Consider the following 18810-nt stretch of genomic DNA (forward strand, 5'->3'; position numbering starts at 1 on the left):
TCCCTGACACCGGCGGTAACAGCGGCTCAATCCGCGCCCACGCGCGATCCGTCAACTCACCACGACCCACCACAACCCAAGATCAAACCAGACCGCGCCGCTAGATCAATTACAGGACAGAACCTAGGCTCTTGCCCTTGGTCTCGATCAGTCCACATTGGATGAACCAGAACGACAGCACGGCCATCAGCGCGAAGAACAGGAACATCGCGCCCGGGCCGGTGATGTCCAGCAGGACCGGGAAGACCAGGGCGACGGCCATGTTGAACACCAGGCAGATGCCCACCGCGGAACCGCGCATGCGCAGCGGGAACAGCTCGGGCAGCAGCACCCACTGCACCGGGCCCCACGACACCGCGAACGAGGCGATGTAGACCAGGATGCTGCCCAGCGTGATCGCCACCAGCAGCGGCCCGCAGGAGACGCCGACGGCGTTGGCCACGCCGAGGACCAGCATCGACACGAGCATGCCGATGCTTCCCACCGCCAGCAGCGACTTCCGGGCGACGCGGTCGATCACGCGCAGCGCGGGCAGGGGCATCAGCACGTTGACCACGCCGGTGCCGACGTTGGCCAGGATCGCTCCGGACGTGCCGAAGCCGAGCGTCGTCAGCAGCGTCGGGGCGGAGTAGATGATGGTGTTGATCCCGATGAAGTTCTGGAAGAACACCAGCCCCAAGCCCGGCAGCAGAACCCGGCGCAGCCTCGGGGTGAGCATTACCCGGACTCCGACGGCGTTCTCGGCTTCCTTCTCGCGGTCGGCGGCCTGGATCTCGTCGAGCTCCTGCTCGACCTCCCGGGCGTTGGAACCGCGCAGGCTCGTCAGCACAGCGCGCGCTTGGTCGGCTCGACCGTGCTTGACCAGCCAGCGCGGGCTCTCCGGCTGGAAGTAGATGCCGATTCCCAGCAGCACCGCCGGGACCGCGCCGAGACCGAGCATCCAGCGCCACGAACCGGTGTCGGCCAGCGCGTAGTCGGTCACGTAGGCCACGAGGATGCCGACGGTGACCAGCAGCTGCATCAGGGACGTGAGCCCGCCGCGCGACTGCTTCGGCGCGAGCTCGGTCAGGTACAGCGGCACCACCACCGAGGCGATGCCGACACCGATGCCGAACCGGAAGACGACCAGCATCCACGCCGTGGTGGCGAGCATCGCGCCCACCGTTCCGGCGGTGAACACCACTGCGGCCCACAGGATCAGCCGGCGCCGGCCCCACACGTCGGCGAGGCGACCGGAAGCGCCGGCACCCGCCATCGCACCGACCAGCAATCCGCTGACCACGAGTCCCCGCTGGAACGGGGACAACGGGATGTCCTGCTTGATGAACGGCATGGCACCGGAGATCACTCCCGTGTCATAGCCTCACAAGATCCCGCCGAGCGCCCCGAATATCCAGATCAGCGCGTTGCGCGTGCGCGAACGCGCCGGTGCGGGGGTGGTTGGCGTCATTGCACGAAACCCTTCGTCGAATTCACAGGAGGACGTCGCGCCGCGCGCCGCGGCAGGACGCCTAGCGCGCGGTCGGGGACAGGTGGATCTTGTGGCCTTCTCCGGCGCGGAACTTCTCGATCGCCTCGGCATGGTCCGCCAGCGGCAACGTCGCCGACACCAACCGCTCGACGTCGAGCGCACCGGAGGCGATCAGCTCGATCGCCGGCTGAAAGCCGTTGTGCACGGCCATCGAGCCGAGGTGGCGATGTTAAATTCCCCGCCCGACACCGGGAACGAGGGATCTTCGCGGGGTCGAGATCGGAGATTTCGGGCGCGCGCCGGAGTCGTCGTCATCCGCGTTCGACGGCACCCGACAGGCGCCCCGGACATCACGAAAAGCAGCGAGCGACAAGAGGTTCAGGTCACCTGGAAAATTCACGGCGCGCGCGAATCGGGGAATGACGGGGGGCGGTTCTGACCTGAATTGTCCGGGCATTTCGGACGTCGATCATGGACGGCTCGGACCACAACCGCCCCCTGGCAACGGCTACTGCCGGAGAGGGCTACTTCTTGAGTCCGGTGCCGTGAATTCCGTGCTTCTCGACGACGGCGAGCTCCTCGTCGGTCAGCGGCGGGAACTCCAGGGCCTGGACGTTGTGGTCGAGCTGCCAAACCGAGCTCGCGCCGATGAGCGCGGAGGTGACCTCCGGCCGACGCAGGACCCACTGCAGCGCGAGCTGGGCCAGCGACTGGCCGCGCTCCTGGGCGAGCTCGTTGAGGGCCGTCGCGCGCTCGCGGTAGGTCTCGTCGATGACGTCGGGCGACAGGAACGCGCTGTTCTCCGCGCGCGCCCCGGAGGGGACGCCCGTGAGGTACTTGTCGGTGAGCAGGCCCTGCGCCAGCGGCGAGTACACGACCAGGCCGAAACCGTCATCGGCGGCGAGATCGAGCAGGCCGTTGTTCTCCGGCGTGCGGTCGAAGATCGAGTAGCGCGGCTGGTGGACCAGCAGCGGCACGCCCGCCTCCCGCAGCAGCTCGGCGGCCCGGTGCGCGCGCTCCGGCTGGTAGTTGGAGAGGGCGACGTAGAGCGCCTTGCCCTGCTGCACCGCGCTGACCAGGGCACCCACCGTCTCCTCCAGCGGGGTGCTCTCGTCCGGGCTGTGGCTGTAGAAGATGTCGACGTGGTCGGTGCCCAGATCGCGCAGGCTGTGCTCCAGCGAGGACAGCAGCGACTTCCGGGAGCCGCCCTTCTGGTACGGGCCAGGGCCGATCGGGTTGCCCGCCTTGGTCGACAGGATCAGCTCGTCACGGTGCGGCGCGAGGTCCTTGGCCAGCACCTCCCCGAAGAACTTCTGCGCGGCGCGGTGCGGCGGGCCGTACCGGTCGGCGTTGTCGAAGTGCGTGATGCCCAGGTCGAAGGCGTGCAGCACGATCTCGCGCTGGGTCTCGCACGGGTAGTCGGTGCCGAACTTCTGCCACAGGCCGAAGGAGAACGCGGGCAGGTCCAATCCGGACGCCCCGGCGCGCCGGTACTCCATCTTCTCGTAGCGGTCCTCGCTCGCCGCGTAGGTCTTCTCGAAAGCCCCGTGGCCCATCGGTCGTCTTCCTCCGGTCTGTCGGGTTCAACTCCCCCGGACCGCGCTCGGTCCAGGTCACGACCCGTCATGCAACCACTTCGGACGCCGGAGAGCAGCTCGATCGTCTCGGGTCTCACAGGGCAGGATTCGCCCGGCGGGTTCGGCCCGAACCCGCCGGGCGCGCGGTGCTCAGCTGCGCTTCGCGTACTCGCTGGCGCCGTACCAGTCGACGAGGACGACGTCCTCGTCGCCCACCACCCAGGCGTCGTGGCCCTGCGGCAGGGAGCTGACCCAGCCAGGGCCGACGTCGAACTCGTTGCCGTCGGACATCTTCACGTGCAACGTCCCCGACACGTGGTACTGGAAGTGGGGTGCCTCGCACCAGTCGGTGCCGGCGATGGGTTTGACGTCCTCGCTCCACCGCCACCCGGGGTGCAGCACGAGACGCCCGATGGTGCCGCCCGCCATTTCGAGCACCTCGGCGCGGCCGTGTTCGAATTCGCGCACGTCGTCGGGCCGGTCGAACCCGCGGCATTCGACCGCTTGTGTGCTGTGCATGGTCATGATTCGCTCCTTCCGAGCGCTACCTGACCAGCGTGAGCCCGCCGCGAACCAGGAGCCAGGGGCTTTCTGCCCCGCCCCTCACGCGGGCCCGACGGTGACGCGGAAGTTGCCGCGCTGGACGTGCATGGTCCAGAGCTTCTCGGCCAGCGCGTCCGAGGCGAACATCGGGTCTCCCCCGCCGATGGTTCCCGGAACGACGAGCTGCCCGACGTGGATCCGGGGCGCGAGTGCGTCGTGCAGCATCGTGCCGTAGGCGGACTCCCCGGCGAACGCGACGGAGGTGCCCGCGACGTTGCCGTTCGGCGTCGCCGCGCTACCGCCGTTGACCAGCAGGATCGTGCCCTTGCCCAGCTCGGTCATCCCGGGCAGCACCTGCTGCACGGCGGTGACCGAACCGTGCAGCGAGAACTCGACGGCGGCGGCGAAGTCGTCGACACCGGTGTCGAGCACGGGGCGCAGGAACTCCCTGCGCGGTGCCGGGCTGTACTGCAGCACCTCGATCGGGCCGAGATCGTCGGCGGCGGCTTTGAGCGCCTCCACCACGCGCTCCCGGTCCTGAACGTCGGCGGCGTACCCGCGAGCCCGGACTCCGCCGTCACCGAGTTCGGCGGCGAGGCGGTCGACGTTGTCCTGCGTGCGCGAGATCAGCGCAGCGGAGAAGCCCTCCCGCCCGAACCTGCGCGCCGCGGCGGCGCCCAGTCCCGGACCGGCACCGATGATCGCGATGGTGGTCATGGCTCCCCTTTCATCGGAAGAACGTCCGGCACGTCGCGCCTGCCCCTCGGACGCGTCGGGCCCCATACAACACCTCCGAGGCCGCTCCGGCGAGGCCGTCAGGCCGGTACCTCCGCCGAGAGCTCGGCCAGGGTCTCGCGGATCGCGGTCATCCGCTCGCGGTACTTCTCGACCGAATCGAGCTTGATCTGCTCGTAGCCGCGTATCATGTCGGGCAGTCCGGCGAGTTCCACCGCCGCGGGCAGGGTGGCGGCGCTGAGGGCGGGCAGCACTTCTTCGACGGCCGCGCGGTATTCGGCGATGAGGGCTCGTTCGACCTTGCGGACGTGGGCGTGGCCGAACGGGTCGAGGGCGCTGCCCCGCAGCCGCCGGAGCCCCCGCAGCACGCGGAACGCGGGGCGGAACCACGGGCCCAGCGCGATCTTGCGCCGCACGCCCAGGGCCCGGAGCACCGGCGGGTGCAGCCGGTAGCTGACCCGGGAGCCCGGCCCCCACTGCGCGCGCACGTCGTTCTCCAGCGCGGGGTCGAGCGAGAGCCTGGCGACCTCGTACTCGTCCTTGTAGGCCATGAGCTTGAACAGGTGGCGGGCCACGGCTTCGGTCAGCGCCGCGCTGCCCGGGACCACCTCGGTCTCGCGGGCCCGGACGTGGTCGACGAGGCGCCGGTAGTCAGCGGCGTAGCGGGCGTGCTGGTAGTCGGTGAGCTCGTCGGTGCGGTGGGCGATCAGCTCGTCGAGGCTCATCGGCGCGGGCTCGGGCGCGGGCTCGCCGACGAGGGCCCGGCGGCCGTGGCCGAACGCCAGCAGGTTCTCCTCGACGCGCACGCCGTTGAGGCGGATCGCCTGTTCGACCGCCCAGGCCGGCAACGGGAGCGCGCCGGCCTGGAAGGCCGCCCCGACCAGCAGCATGTTCGCGAACTGCTCGTCGCCGAACAGTTCCAGAGAGAGCCGGTCGGCGGCGAGGTGGTGCGCCCGCGCCACGTGCTCGTCGACGGCCGAGCGGATGCTGCCCTGGTCGGGGAAGGTCGCGGTCGGGTCCACGACCATGTGCCCGGTGGGGACCTCCGCGGTGGACACGACCGCGATCGTCCGGTCCCGCCTGGTGGCCTTGAGCTGACCGGGGTCGGTGGCCACGAGCGAGTCGCATCCCAGGTAGAGGTCGCACTCGCCGTCGGTGATCTTGGCCGCTCGTGCGATCGGGGTGGTGCTGATCTTGACGTCGGAGACGACCGCGCCGCCCTTCTGCGCCAGTCCGGTCTGGTCGAGGGCGCGCACGTGCCTGCCGTCGATGGCCGCGGCGGTGGCCAGCACCTGGGCCACGGTCACCACACCGGTCCCGCCGACTCCCGTGATGCGCAGGGTGAAGTCGTCGACCGGGACCTGCGGAACCGCCTCCGGCAAGGGACCCACCGGCGGCACGACCGGTGTCGCGGAGCGCTTCTCGGCGTCGGGGACGACGGTGACGAACGACGGGCAGTCGCCGTCCAGGCACGAGTAGTCGAGGTTGCAGGAGGACTGGTGGATCTGCGTCTTGCGGCCGAACTCGGTGTCGACCGGGCGGACTGACAGGCAGTTCGACTTCTGCCCGCAGTCACCGCACCCCTCGCACACCCGCTCGTTGATCATGACCTTGGTCGCCGGGGTCGGCTGCGATCCGCGCTTGCGCTTGCGCCGCTTCTCGGCCGCGCACTCCTGGTCGTGCACGAGGACCGTGACGCCCGGCTCGCGGGACAGCTCGGTCTGGACCTCGACGAGTTCGTCCCGGTGGCGCACGCTCACCTGGTCGCGGAGCACTCCGGCTCGGCGCAACGCCTTGCGCACCCGTTCCGGCCGGTCGCCGGTCACGACGATGCGGGAGACCCCTTCTGCCAGCACGGTTTCCACCAGCTGCGGCAGGCCACCGCGAGCTCCGACCGCGTCCTGCCCACCCGTCATGGCCACCGTCGAGTTGAACAGGATCTTGAACGTCATCGGCGCCCCGGCGGCCACCGCCGCCCGGATCGCGAGGCTGCCCGAGTGGGCGAACGTCCCATCACCGAGGTTCTGCAGGTAGTGGGCGGTGCTGACGAACGGCGCCATGCCGATCCAGTGCGCGCCTTCCCCGCCCATCTGCGTCAGGCCGGTGACGGTGCCGACCTGCGCCTCCGGCATCAGCAGGACCATCGCGTGGCAGCCGATGCCACCGCCGACCAGCGCGCCTTCCGGCGGCTTCGTCGAGGAGTTGTGCGGGCACCCGGAGCAGAAGTAGGGGGTGCGGGCGGCCAGCGGCAGCATGATCCGCTCAGGCGGATTCACGTCCTGAGTGGACTGGACCGGGAAACCGTTGTCGCGCAGACGTCGTCGCAGTCCGGCCGCGGCTGCGCTCGGGTCGAGCTCGCCGACGTCGCTGAACAACCGGGCGCCGTGCGGGTCCCGCTTCCCGGTCACGCGCGGAGCACCCGGGATCCCGTAGAGGATCTCCTTGACCGCGACCTCCAGGAAGGCCCGCTTGTCCTCCACCACCACGATCTCGTCGAGCCCGCGGGCGAACTCGCGCACGATCTCCGGTTCGACCGGGACCACCGCCCCCAGCTTGAGCAGCCGGACGCCCGAGTTCTCGCAGGCCGATTCGTCGAGGCCGAGCTCGTCCAGGGCCTGCCGCACGTCGAGGTAGGTCTTGCCGGCCGCGACGATCCCGATCCGCGCCGAGCCGGTCGCTCCCAGGACCCGGTTGACGCCGCTGCGCCGCAGGTACTCCAGCGCGATGGGCATCCTGACCTGGTGCAAGCTCCGCTCCAGCTCGGCGAGATCGGGGCCGAGCAGGCGCGCGTGCGGGACGTGCGAGTAGGCCCGCAGGCCGCCGGCAAGCCCGTCCATGTCCGGCGCGGTCCACCGCGGGTCGACCTGAGCGGTGGAGGCTCCGTCGGCGATGTTGGTGGCGACCTTCATCGCCGTCCACAGCCCGCTGGCGCGGGACAGCTCGACCGCGTGCAGACCGTGGTCGATGACCTCCTGGGAGTCCGCCGGGTAGAAGGTCGGCATCTGCAGGTCCGCGAGGGCGGGTTCGGACGAGCAGGGCACGCTGGAGGACTTCGCGCTCGGATCGTCGCCGACGAGCGCGACGACGCCGCCCTTCGGGGACGTGCCGATCAAGGCGGCGTGCCGGATCGCGTCGGTGGCCCGGTCCAATCCCGGCGCCTTGCCGTACCAGAATCCGGTGACGCCGTCGGTGGTCAGCTCGGCGACCTGCCCGGCGATCTGGGTGCCGACCAGCGCGGTCGCGGCGAGCTCCTCGTTGAGCGCAGGCGCGTGCACCACACCGTGGTCGGCCATCAGCCCGGCGCGGCGCTGGATCTCCAGGTCGTAGCCGGCCAGCGGTGACCCCTCGTAGCCGGTGACGTACAGCGACCCGCGGTGCCCTTCCCGCCGGTCGTGCCGGCTCCGATCGAGCAGGACTCGCACGAGCGCCTGCACGCCGGTCAGGTACACCGCACCGTCGTCGGCCAGGTAGCGGGCGTCGAGCGAGAACGATCCGCGGGTCGGCGTGTCGATGGTCGTGCTCAAGCCGGCACCTCTTCCAGCGCGTCGAGACGAGACGCGGGTCACGTTAAGCCTGGTCACCCGGTTGTTCAACTGATTCAACACTTTCTAGGCCAACGGCCAGATCTCACCGTGTCGCGCGATCCAAGATCTGTGCCAGCGGTCGCCCCAGATGTACTTCTGGTGCACAACCGGACGTCAGCCCGGGGTTCGCTGATCAGCTGGTTCGCCGTGGAGCGCTGAAACGTGATCGATTTGCACAACTGGCCGAGGAATCGCCTTCGGCACGTGCGCATTGGACAACGGGCCGCCCGTTCGCGCCAGTCGTCGCGGTCCTGCTGCTCAGCGACCGAGCTCGTCGTGCAGCTTGCGGATGAGCGGCGAGATCCTCGGCTTGATGCGGCGGCTCAGGACCACTTCGGTGGAGATCCTCTCGACGCCGTCCACAGCGATGATCTGCTGCAGGACCTCCTCCAGCCCCGCGTTGTCCTTGGCGACCACCCGGCACAGCAGGTCGGCGTCACCGGCGACCGCGTTCGCCTCGACGACCTCGGGGATCCGGCTGAGGCCGTCGAGCGCGTGGTCCAGCTTGCCCTGCGCGAGGTTGAGCCGGACGTAGGCCAGGCCCTGGTAGCCCATCGCGGCCGGGTCGAACTGCGGTTGCCAGCTGATCAGGACACCGAGCCGCTGCAACTTGTCCACTCTGGACTGCACCGTCGCCCTGGCCACGCCGAGCCGGCGGGCGTACTCGCGCACACCTGCCCGTGGCTCGTCGGCGATCAGCCGGAGCACGGCCATGTCCAGCGGCTCGAAGGGGGACATGCGGGCTCCTCCTGGGCGAGTGGTCCGGCCACCGAACGCCGGTATCCAGCACGGTCGATCCGTTGTACCAGATGTTCACCCATGAGGCCGTGGACTGGCCCGGAAGTCACCGGGCACGACGTCCCGGTGACCTGGAAGACCTACGTCTCCGACCACCTCTCCGGGATCATCGCGGGCAACGCCGACGCCGGACGGTTCCTCGCCGACCGGTTCGCGGGCGAGCCGGTCGAGCCGAACTGCCAGCACCTCATCGAGGACGCCACCCCGGTCCCCCTGCGTCCGGGGTGGCGTCCTCCCGCTCGCTCGCGTCAGTTCGCGTCGCCGAGGACTTCGTCGATGCAGTCGCCGCTGCGCCAGTCCCGGAGCAGCTGCTGGAACACGGCCGGGCCGGGGCCGAAGGTGCGACGCGGTCGGGCCGCGCCCTCGTTGTTGTAGTAGCCCGGCGTGCACTCGGCGTCGAACCAAGCCCGCTCGGGCGAGGTGGCCTCGATCGTGGCGACCCAGTCGATCTCGGCTTTCACCGCGGGTTCGACGCACTTCACGCCGCGCTCCCGCGCTGCGGCGATGACCGCACCGACGTGGATCGCCTGCTCGTCGAGCACGTGGACGAAGTTCACCGAGGGGGCGTTCTGCAGCGCTCCGAGGTGGAACAGGTTCGGAAAACCGTTGCTGCAGAAGCCGTGCAGCGTGCGGACACCGGTCTCGCGCCAGGCGTCCAGCAGCGGCGTGCCGTCCCTGCCGTGGACCGGGAGGCGGCCGGTCATGACGTCGGACTTGCCGACCTCGAAGCCGGTCGCGAAGATCACGCAGTCCACTTCGTACTCCTGCCCGCCGACGACCACGGAGCTCTCGGTGAACCGCTCCACCCCGCCGTGGTCGGCGGTGTCGACCAGCGAGACGTTGGGCCGGTTGAACGCCTTCAGGTACTCGTCGCTGAAGGTGGGCCGCTTGCAGCCGTACCGGTACCAGGGCTTGAGCAGCTCGGCCGTGGCCGGGTCGTCCACGACCTCCTCGACCCTCGCGCGCAGCCGGTTCATCTTCTCGAAGTCGAGCAGCTCCTCGACCCGCTCCCACTCGTCGACGTCCCAGTCCGCGCGCGCGTCGGTGGCGATGATCTTGCCGAGCACGTTCGCGCTCGCCGTCCAGGCGTCGTCGACGAGGTCCACCTCCGCCGGTCGCCCGGTCACGACGGCCTGGAAGTTCTCCCGCCGCCGCGCGTGCCAACCGGGTTCCAGCGAGGCCGCCCACCCCGGATCGGTCGGGCGGTTGTCGCGCACGTCCACAGAGGACGGTGTCCGCTGGAAGACGTGGAGCTGCGCCGCGTCCCGCGCGACGTGCGGCACGACCTGGATCGCGGTCGCACCGGTGCCGATGATCGCGACCCTCTTGTCGGCGAGCCCGTCCAGCCCGCCGTCCGGCCCGCCCCCGGTGTAGCCGTAGTCCCAGCGGCTGGTGTGGAAGGTGTGCCCGCGGTAGGACTCGATGCCCGGGATGCCCGGGAGCTTCGGGTGATCGAGCGTGCCGTTGGAGACGACGACGTAGGTGGCCCGCATCTCGTCGCCCCGGTCGGTGCGCACGATCCACTCGCCGTCGTCCCAGCGGAGCTCGGTGACACCGGTCTGGAAGCACGCGTCGCGGTAGAGGTCGAAGGTGCGGCCGATGGCCATCGCGTGCTGCCGGATCTCCTCCCCCGGCGAGTACTTCCACTTCGGCACGTACCCCACTTCCTCCAGCAGCGGGAGGTAGACGTAGGACTCGATGTCGCAGTGGATGCCCGGGTAGCGGTTCCAGTACCAGGTGCCGCCGAAGTCGCCGCCCTTCTCGATGATCCGGATCCGCTCCAGCCCGGCCTGGCGCAGTCGCGCACCCGCGCACAGGCCGCCGAACCCGCCGCCGAGCACGATCGCCTCGACCCGGTCGTGGAGCGGTTCCCGGTCGAACGCCTCGGCGTGCGGGTCCTCGGCGTAGTAGCCGAAGCCGCCCTCGGCCCGCGCGTACTGCGCGCTGCCGTCGGGCCGCACGCGGCGTTCACGCTCCGCGCGGTAGCGCTGACGCAGCGCGTCGACCTCGGCGTCGGAGAACTCGGGGATCGAGGGAGGGAGCGTCGACATCGCGGCCTTTCTCGCTGCGCGCCTGCGTCCACGGGGCGCGACGACCTTGGGTTTAAGTCAGGTGACTTATTCCCAAGTTAGCACGTCACGCGCCGACCATTCGAACCAGAGCCGACACACCGGGCACCGCGGTCCAGGAGGCGAGAAGACACCGGCGGTGGCCGGAGCGACCCGCAGGTGCTCGACGACCACCGCCGGTGGATGCGCGATCAGCGCATCGGCGAGGGAGATTCGCTCTCCGACCTGCTCTTGCGCAGGCCGTGGGCGCGCCGGGTCAACCAGTGGTTCAGGGCCAGCAGGAGAAAGGCGAGCAGAGCGAGGCCGAATTGAGTCCACTCCGGCAAGGTGACCTCCATGAGCGTCCGGTCAGCCGTCGTTCTCGCGCGGCAGGCCGGGGTTGCGTTGTTCCAGTGCGTACTCGGTGGCGATCCGGAGCAGCATCTCCTTCTCCGTGCGCAGGAGCCTGTTCTCCTTGCGCAGCCACTCGAGCTCGCGACGTTCGGTCGCGGACAACTCGCCGGTCGTCATCGCAACGGGTCGAAAGGCCGCAGCGCGGCGGGACGTTCGCCGGTCACGATCTGCTCGGACAGCAGGCGCCCGGTGATCGGTCCGAGCGTGAGCCCCCACATCCCGTGCCCTCCGGCGATGTGGACGCCGGGCATCTTCGACGCCCCGATCAGCGGCAGACCGTCCGCGGTGACCGGCCGGGGACCGACCCACTCGTCGTGGCGGCCGTCCCAGTCCACGCCGCGCAGGAACGGCCGGGCGGACTGCACGATCGCCTCGATGCGGCGGCCGTCGAGCGCCGCGTCGGGCGAGCGGAACTCCATGGTGCCCGCCACGCGCAGACCACCCTGGTACGGCGTGCAGGCGACCCGCACCGCGGGCAGGTAGATCGGACCGGGCACGGGTTCTTCGACGGGCAGGGTGAACGAATAGCCGCGTCCGGCGCGCACTCGCCGCTTGACGCCGGTCTTCACGGCGATCTCCGGCAGCCACGCACCCGTGGCCAGCACGACGGAATCCGCTGAGACGTAGTCGTTCTGCGTCGACTTCACCAGCACCCTGCCGCCGTCGCGGACGACGTCGCGCACGGTGAACCCGGTGTGGATCCGCCCGCCCCGGCCCTCGACCGCCTCGGCGAGCGACCGGGTGAACTCGCCCGGGTCGATGTAGCGCTGGTCCTCGACCCGCAGCACCGTGCTCACCAGCGACGACAGCTGCGGAACCTCGGAGGCGGCCGCGTCGCCGAACCAGGTCTCCTGGCCGCTGAGGCGGGCCCGCTCGAACTCCTCGCGCAGTTCACCCGCCTGCTCGGGCTTCTCGAAGGCGGCCATGACCGGCGCGGTCTTGGTGGGCGCGCCGACCCCGCCCTTGGCGAGCTCGTCGAAGGCGTCGAGGCAGTCCTCGTTGAGGCCCGCCAGCGAGCGCATGGACCGCTGCCAGGTGCGGTGGGTGCAGTGGCGCGCGAAGTCCGCGAGGAACGCCCACAGGCCCGGGTCCACGGCCCGGGGCACGTACAGCGGGGCGTTGGGGTCGAACAGCGAGCGCAGGCCGTAGCGCAGCACGGCGGGTTCGGGCAGCGGAACACTGAAGGCGGGGGCGACGTAGCCCGCGTTGCCCCACGACGCTCCAGCGGCGACACCGCTGCGATCCACGACCGTCACCTCGACGCCGTGCTCCTGCAGGAACCACGCGGTCGACAGTCCGACCACACCGGCGCCCACGACGACGGCCGTGCTCGGCGCGCCGCCCACTGCAGACCCCATGACCACACTCCTTCTCGTCGCCACGAAGCATGCTCGACCACGACGAGGAGGGCACTGTGGATTCCGCACAACCGATCAGCAACCCGTTGTGCGGGTTCCACTACTGTTCGGCGGCGAGCGCGATGACCAACGCGAGCCGGGTGTCCGGGTCCTCCAGGTCGATGGATCCCACCTGCGTCACCTTGCGCATCCGGTTGCGCACCGTGTTCGGGTGGATCTCCAGGCGGGCTGCCGCGGCACCGAGATCGCCCTGCACCTCCAGCCAGGTCCGCAGCGTCGTGATCAGCCGGGTTCCCTGCTCCCGGTCGTGCCGGCGCAGCTCGGCCACCGGCCCGCGCGCGGGCGTGCGCCCGCCCGCGGCGACGTGCTGCAGCCGGCGCAGCAGGATCTCGTGCCAGGAGTCGTCGTAGACCACGACGGGCGATCCCGCCGGCTTCGCGGCGTGCACCGCCAGGCTCTCGTCCGCCTCCCGCCTGCTGTCGACCAGCTCGTCCGGGCTCGCGGGGCCGCCGATCCCGGCGAAGACCTCCACGCCCTCCGGCATCTCGCGCGCGAGCGCCCGCACCCACTCGCGCGCGGCTTCACCGTCCTCGTGCGGCAGGATCGTGTAGACGGTGTTGGCGAACAGCGCGCTGCGCCCGGGCCGCGACCAGCCGAAGCCCACGGTCGCGAGTTCGAAGACGAGCAGCGCCGCCGAGTCGTGCTCCCCCTGGTTGTGCGCCTGGACCGCGACGACGCGGAACCGGTCGCCGCGGAAACCGAGCCGGCTCAGCACGGTGGCGACGTCGGAGTGGCCCTCGACCAGCCCGATCACCAGGTCCGATTCGACCTGCCGCTCCAGGTCCGCGCTGGCGCGGGTGCGCAGCAGGTGCGCGGCGGCGGTGCGGGACGCCTGCACCAGGGCGGCCTGGCGCTCGGCGTCCAGCGGCGACGAGGTCCCGACCCAGATCGAGCCGAGCAGCGCCTTGCCCGCGCGGACGGCGACCACGGCCCGTCCCCGCCGGGAACCGGAGGGCTCGACGAACACCGGTTCGTCGGACTCGGCGAGGTGCTGGAACACCCCGCGCTCGCTGAGCTCGCGGCGGACCTCCTCCGGCACCCTCCTGCCCAGGATGGTTTCCAGCCGTGCCTGGTCGGCGGTCTCCTGGCGCTGCGAGTAGGCCAGCACGCCCGAGCGGTGGTCCTCGATCGTGACCGGACCGCCGACCGATTCGGCCAGCGCGTCCGCCAGCGCGAACAGGTCCGTCGGTCCCCGGCCCGCCTCGGTCTCGCGGCCTTCGAGCACCAGCCCGTAGACCACGCCCGCGAGCTGCCCCCAGGACACGGCGGGGTCCACGAGCAGCACCGCGACCGTCCGCTCCCTGGCCACGGCCAGGGACCGCTCGTCGATCCGGTCGAGCCGGAACACCACGACCACGGCGCTGGTCTCCGACAGCACCTCCGCGGCTCGTCCCTCGTCGACACCGACGGCGAGCAGCACTTCATCACCACCCGGCACCTGCTCGTCCGGGTCGTGCAGCGCCACCGCCCGCAACTCGGTCGATCGGCTGCGCGGCGAGCACACCAGCCGCGCCCCGTACCCACCGAGGACGTTGATCAGTCGGTCCAGCTTGACCATGCACCCATGATCAGGCTTGCGGCGGTGAGCGCAGGGCCGGGGTCGTCCCAGCCGGAACGGGTGGGACGTCGACCATCACGTGCGCGCGGCGCACCAGCGCCACACCGTCCCGGACCTCCGCGAAACGCGGTTCCGGCGATTCGCGACCACCCGCCTCGCACTCGACGTGACTCCCCCGCCAACGCCGAGCTCCACCGCCGCAGGTGACCACCCGGCACGAGGAAATCACCCGTCCGAGTCCACCTGCTCACCGAAGACCGCGCGAGCCACGGAGACATCCTCGGCGAACAGCGCGAACACCCGCGGTGATTCAGAGAGACGTCGGCAGGACCACGGCTGCCCAAGCCAGCAGCGGCGCGCCCACCACGACGAGTCCGCTGTAGGCGAGCATCCTGCGTTGGAACGCCCGCCTGTCGTCGACCTGGGCCTGGGCGAGGACGATGATCCCGTTGGTGGAGAACGGACTCACGTCGACGACCGTGGAGCAGAAGCACAGCGCGACGATGAACCCGGCAGCCCCGAGACCACCCAGTTCCAGCAGCGGCAGTGCCAGCGGCAGGGCGATGCCGAGCGTGCCGATCGAGGACCCGAACGCCGAGACCACGCCCACCGCCAGGCACAGCAGCAACGCCGCCAGCAGTGGTGATCCCAGCGCGGCTGCGGCTTCGCCGAGCACGTCGAGGGTGCCGTTGCGCTCCAGCACCTCCATGTAGCTCAGCATTCCGCACACCAGCAGGACGGCCGACCAGGCGACGTGGTCGGTGGACTTCTCGTGCAGCGTCGGCGCCACCAGCAGCAGAGCGGTGGCGATGGCGAACGCGACCAGACCCACGTCCACGCCCAGCGATCCGGCCACCAGGAGCCCGCACATGCCGAGCAGGGTGAGCACGCGCAGGGGTGTGACCTCGATCTGGGGAAGCGCGGCCACCGGCCGGTGGGCGAAGGTGTCCGCGCCGGCAGCGCCCGGCCCGCCTGCCGTCACGACCTCGGACCCGCGCAGCAGGTCGCGTCCGAGCACGGCGAACAGCACGGCGGCGATCCCCACGTTGAGCCCGAAGGGAACCGCGAACAGCACGAACGGGCTGACGTCCAGCGCCGCCTCGCCGACCAGGCTCGAGGCGAAGACGCCGTAGACGGTGATCGGGGCGAACGCCGCGGACAGGGCGCCGTGGCTGAGCATCATGCCCATCAGCAGCGGGTTGATGCGGTAGCGGGCGGCGATGGGCATGGCGATCGGCGCGAGCATGCCCACGGCCAGCACCGAACCCAGCGCCATGAGCACCGCAGCGAGGACGAACATCAACCACACGATCGCCCAGCGGCGACCGCGGACCAGACGTAGCGAGGCGGCCACCACCAGGTCGATGGTGCCGTTGACCTTGGCCGCTCCGAACAGCAGCGTGATGCCGACGACCAGGATGAACACGTCACCGGGGAAGCCGGCGACCATGTCGTCGACGGTGACTCCGGAGACGGTTCCGACCAGGAACGTGCCGACGAAGGCGAGGATCCCCATGTTGATGGGCAGGATCGTCGCGAGCAGGAACACGAGTGCGAGGACGACGAGGGAGAGCGAGTGAACCATGTCCGACCTTTTCTGATCACGCACGTCCGCCTGCGCGGACCACGTCACCGTTGACGAGGGATCAGGTGTGCGGAGGCTGGCGCGCGGGTCCGGGTCAGACCACGGGCACCGCTCGTGCCAGTGCCCGCTCCAAGAGCTCCGAGGCGTTGGCGAGCGCGGTTTCGTCGATCCCGGTGGAGATCCCGCGCGAGTGGAGGTGCGCCACGAGGTCTTCCGTGGCGATGTTGCCGTGCGCGCCGGGGGCGAACGGGCATCCGCCGTAACCGCCGGTCGCGCTGTCGAAGTGGACGACGCCAAGGTCGATCGCGGCGTCCACGGTGCGCAGGGCCTGCCCGTGCGCGTTGTGGAGGTGCAGCGACAGATCCACGTCCGGGAGCGCGTCGCGCACCGCTGCCAGCGATCGCACGACGTGGTCGGTGGTGGCCGTGCCGAGGGTGTCGGCGAGGCCGATGCGGCGGACGCCCATCGCCGCGAACCGCTCGGCGACCGACACCAGTCGGTCCGCTGGGACGTCGCCGTCGAACGGACACGCGAACGCGGTCGAAACACCGGCGATGAAGGACGTTCCCGGGTTCTCGGCGACCGCACGCGCCACGTCCTCGATCGCCGCGTCGACGTCCCGCCCGGCGTTGGTGCGGCTGTGACCGCCGCTGGCCGAGGCCACGACGAGGACGTTCTCGGCGCCGGCGTCCACTGCGCGGCGGACGCCACGCCCGTTGAGCGCGAGGAACGAGTAGTGGACCTCATCGGCTCGCGGGAGCGCGGCGGCGAGCTCGTCGACTCCGGCCATCTGCGGTACCCGCTCGGGATTGACGAAGGAACCTGCTTCGATGTGGCGGATCCCGGACTCCGCGAGGGCTTCGGCGATCGCGATCCGGTCTGCGACCGCGACCACGACGGCTTCGTCCTGAAGTCCGTCGCGCAGCACGACCTCGGTGATGGTGACGGTCATGTCAGATCACCTTCCGCTCGCGATAGGCGGCCAGGCCGGCGCGATCGACCCCGAGGATCTCGGTGAGCACCTGCTCGGTGTGCTCCCCGAGTTCGGGACCTGCGGTGCGAACCGCCCCCGGGGAACCGGGAAGCCTCGGCACGACACCGGGGAACCGGATCTCCTCGGGCTCGCCGTCCACCACCACCTTCAGCGGCCGGAGCATGTCTCGGGCGCGGAAGTGCTCGTCCTCGGCGATGGCGCGGGCGTCGTGGACGGGGCCGGTCGGCACGCCCGCCTCGTTGAGGATGCGCACCGCTTCCGGCGCGGAGCGCGCGGTGGTCCAGGCGGTGATCGCGGCGTCGAGCTCGTGCTCGCGCTCGGCGCGGCCGTCCCCGTCGGCCAACGTCGGGTCGTCGGCGAGGTCTTGCCGTCCTATCGCGGTCATCAGGCGTCCGAACGCGCCGCTGGAGTTGCCGGAGATCATCACCGAAAGTCCGTCGGAGGTCGAGTAGACGCCGCTGGGCACGACGCCGGGGAGGTTGCCGGCGGTCCGCTCGCGCACCGTCCCGTAGGCGTCGTAGTCGGGGATCAGCGACTCCATCATCATGAAAACCGACTCGTAGAGAGCGACATCGACGATCCGAGGGCCTTCGTGCGCCTGCCCGCGCACCTTGCCCAGCAGCAGCATCAGCGCACCGACAGCGCCGTAGAGCCCCGCGGCGGCATCGGCGATGGGTGCCGCCGAGCGGACCGGCGGCCGGTCCGGGTGGCCGGTGACGTGGCGCAGTCCGGCGAAAGCCTCTGCCACGCCGCCGAATCCGGCCCGCTCGCGGTAGGGCCCGGTCTGGCCGTAGCCGGAGATCCGCACGACCACGAGGTCCGGATTCGCCTCCGCGAGGACTTCGGGGCCGAGCCCCCAGCGCTCCAGCGTGCCAGGCCGGAAGTTCTCGACCACGACGTCGCAGGTGCGAGCCAGTTCCAGGGCCAGTTCGCGGCCCTGCTCGCCGGAGAGGTCGAGGGTGATGGACTTCTTGTTGCGCGCCATCGTGCGGAACATCATCGAGGTGCTGCCGCGCGTGCGCCGCCAGCCGCGCAGCTCGTCGCCGACCCCCGGACGCTCGACCTTGATGACCTCCGCACCGAAGTCGGCGAAGATCCTCGTGGCGAAAGGGGCCGCGATGAAGTTGCCCAGTTCGAGAACGCGAATGCCTTGAAGTGGAAAGTCGGTCACGCCGCCACCTTTTCTCGAATAATGACAAGCAATGTCATTTATCGAGAATTACCATAAGGCGCGACTTCCTGAGCCGACAACCCCCGAAATCACCTCAGCGGTAGCGCAGGGCGCTGGCGAGCTGGTCAGCGGCCTCGAGGACGAGATCGCCGTACTGGGCACCCGGATCCTCGTCGACCACGCGAGACAGCGGTGCGGCCAGGCAGATCGCGGCGACCACGTCACCCCGGTACCGCACCTGCGCGCTGACCGAGCCCAGTCCGGGGGTCCGCTCGGAAACGCTGGTGAACCAGGGCGAACCCGTCCGCGCGGGCGGTGCGACGAGAGCCTGCGCCGCCGACCCCTTCGCCGACAGCGGCAGCAGCGTTCCGACCGGAACAGCCGCCCGCAGCTCGGCCGCGGACTCCTCGCTGGCCACGCACAGCCGGTCCTCGCCGCGCAGCACCCACAGCTGCGCGGTCTCCCCGGTCTCCTCGCGAAGGCGGCGGAGCACCGGCGCGGACGCCGCGGTGAGCGCCGACGAGGCGAAGCGCGGGCCGATGTGGTGGCGCCCGTCGTCGTCGCGGTTGAGCAGGCCGTGCTTGACCATGGCCGCCACGAGGCGGTGGGCGGTGGGAACGGACAGGCCGAGCTCGCGCGCGATGTCGCTTGCCCCTGCTGGGTTTTCCTCCACCGCGTCCAGGATCGCGACCACGCGGTCCAGCACGCCTACGCCGGTGGTCGTCCGCTCCCGCGGGCTCCGCTCATCGCTGTCCACGCGGACGACGATAGCGCTTGCACGATCGGAGTACCGGAGGTCGGGGGCTGGACAACTTGTACAGCGCGATGCCGCTGTCGGTCGGCAGATCGGACAACCTGAGCAGTCGAGAATCGCACTGTTGCACGGTCGGGGACCCGGTGCGCACTCTTTCGTT

The 18810-nt window shown here is 70.5% G+C and carries 14 protein-coding genes and 1 pseudogene; all 15 read right to left on the reverse strand.

The window, feature by feature from the left end; translation table 11 throughout:
- Positions 1 to 109 precede the first annotated feature (109 nt).
- Positions 110 to 1351 (reverse strand): annotated as a pseudogene (locus tag E1202_RS26990) (sugar porter family MFS transporter); the annotation flags it as partial.
- 160 nt (positions 1352 to 1511) lie between these two features.
- Entirely contained in the window at positions 1512 to 1682 is a 171-nt protein-coding gene (locus tag E1202_RS31590; RefSeq protein ID WP_165944006.1) for a hypothetical protein, read from the reverse strand.
- 313 nt (positions 1683 to 1995) lie between these two features.
- Positions 1996 to 3027 (reverse strand): aldo/keto reductase, encoded by a 1032-nt coding sequence (locus E1202_RS26995; protein ID WP_132686090.1) that lies wholly within the window; start codon positions 3025 to 3027, stop codon positions 1996 to 1998.
- 171 nt (positions 3028 to 3198) lie between these two features.
- Positions 3199 to 3573, reverse strand: coding sequence for a cupin domain-containing protein (locus E1202_RS27000; RefSeq protein ID WP_235879045.1), 375 nt, complete (start codon positions 3571 to 3573; stop codon positions 3199 to 3201).
- Between the two features lie 78 nt (positions 3574 to 3651).
- On the reverse strand, positions 3652 to 4308 hold the full coding sequence (locus E1202_RS27005) for an SDR family NAD(P)-dependent oxidoreductase (RefSeq protein WP_132686092.1): 657 nt from the start codon (positions 4306 to 4308) through the stop codon (positions 3652 to 3654).
- 98 nt (positions 4309 to 4406) lie between these two features.
- Positions 4407 to 7850, reverse strand: coding sequence for an indolepyruvate ferredoxin oxidoreductase family protein (locus E1202_RS27010; protein ID WP_235879046.1), 3444 nt, complete (start codon positions 7848 to 7850; stop codon positions 4407 to 4409).
- A gap of 318 nt (positions 7851 to 8168) precedes the next feature.
- Entirely contained in the window at positions 8169 to 8648 is a 480-nt protein-coding gene (locus tag E1202_RS27015; RefSeq protein WP_132686096.1) for an Lrp/AsnC family transcriptional regulator, read from the reverse strand.
- A 308-nt stretch (positions 8649 to 8956) separates the two neighbouring features.
- On the reverse strand, positions 8957 to 10759 hold the full coding sequence (locus E1202_RS27025) for a flavin-containing monooxygenase (protein WP_132686098.1): 1803 nt from the start codon (positions 10757 to 10759) through the stop codon (positions 8957 to 8959).
- A gap of 366 nt (positions 10760 to 11125) precedes the next feature.
- Positions 11126 to 11287, reverse strand: a complete 162-nt coding sequence (locus E1202_RS31595; protein WP_165944007.1) for a hypothetical protein — start codon at positions 11285 to 11287, stop codon at positions 11126 to 11128.
- The gene (locus tag E1202_RS27030) at positions 11284 to 12528 is read right to left on the reverse strand and encodes an NAD(P)/FAD-dependent oxidoreductase (RefSeq protein ID WP_132686099.1); all 1245 of its coding nucleotides are present in this window, start codon (positions 12526 to 12528) and stop codon (positions 11284 to 11286) included. Before E1202_RS27030 ends, E1202_RS31595 begins: the two co-directional genes overlap by 4 nt.
- Positions 12529 to 12628: 100 nt before the next feature.
- Positions 12629 to 14146, reverse strand: coding sequence for a PucR family transcriptional regulator (locus E1202_RS27035; RefSeq protein WP_132686101.1), 1518 nt, complete (start codon positions 14144 to 14146; stop codon positions 12629 to 12631).
- A gap of 310 nt (positions 14147 to 14456) precedes the next feature.
- On the reverse strand, positions 14457 to 15731 hold the full coding sequence (locus E1202_RS27040) for an SLC13 family permease (protein WP_132686103.1): 1275 nt from the start codon (positions 15729 to 15731) through the stop codon (positions 14457 to 14459).
- A 94-nt stretch (positions 15732 to 15825) separates the two neighbouring features.
- Entirely contained in the window at positions 15826 to 16683 is an 858-nt protein-coding gene (locus E1202_RS27045) for a hydroxymethylglutaryl-CoA lyase (RefSeq protein ID WP_132686105.1), read from the reverse strand.
- 1 nt (position 16684) lies between these two features.
- Entirely contained in the window at positions 16685 to 17896 is a 1212-nt protein-coding gene (locus E1202_RS27050; protein WP_132686106.1) for a CaiB/BaiF CoA transferase family protein, read from the reverse strand.
- 94 nt (positions 17897 to 17990) lie between these two features.
- Complete coding sequence (locus tag E1202_RS27055; protein ID WP_132686108.1) at positions 17991 to 18653, reverse strand: IclR family transcriptional regulator; 663 nt, start codon at positions 18651 to 18653, stop codon at positions 17991 to 17993.
- Between the last annotated feature and the right edge of the window lie 157 nt (positions 18654 to 18810).

Source organism: Saccharopolyspora karakumensis, from assembly GCF_004349225.1.
Taxonomy (GTDB): domain Bacteria; phylum Actinomycetota; class Actinomycetes; order Mycobacteriales; family Pseudonocardiaceae; genus Saccharopolyspora; species Saccharopolyspora endophytica.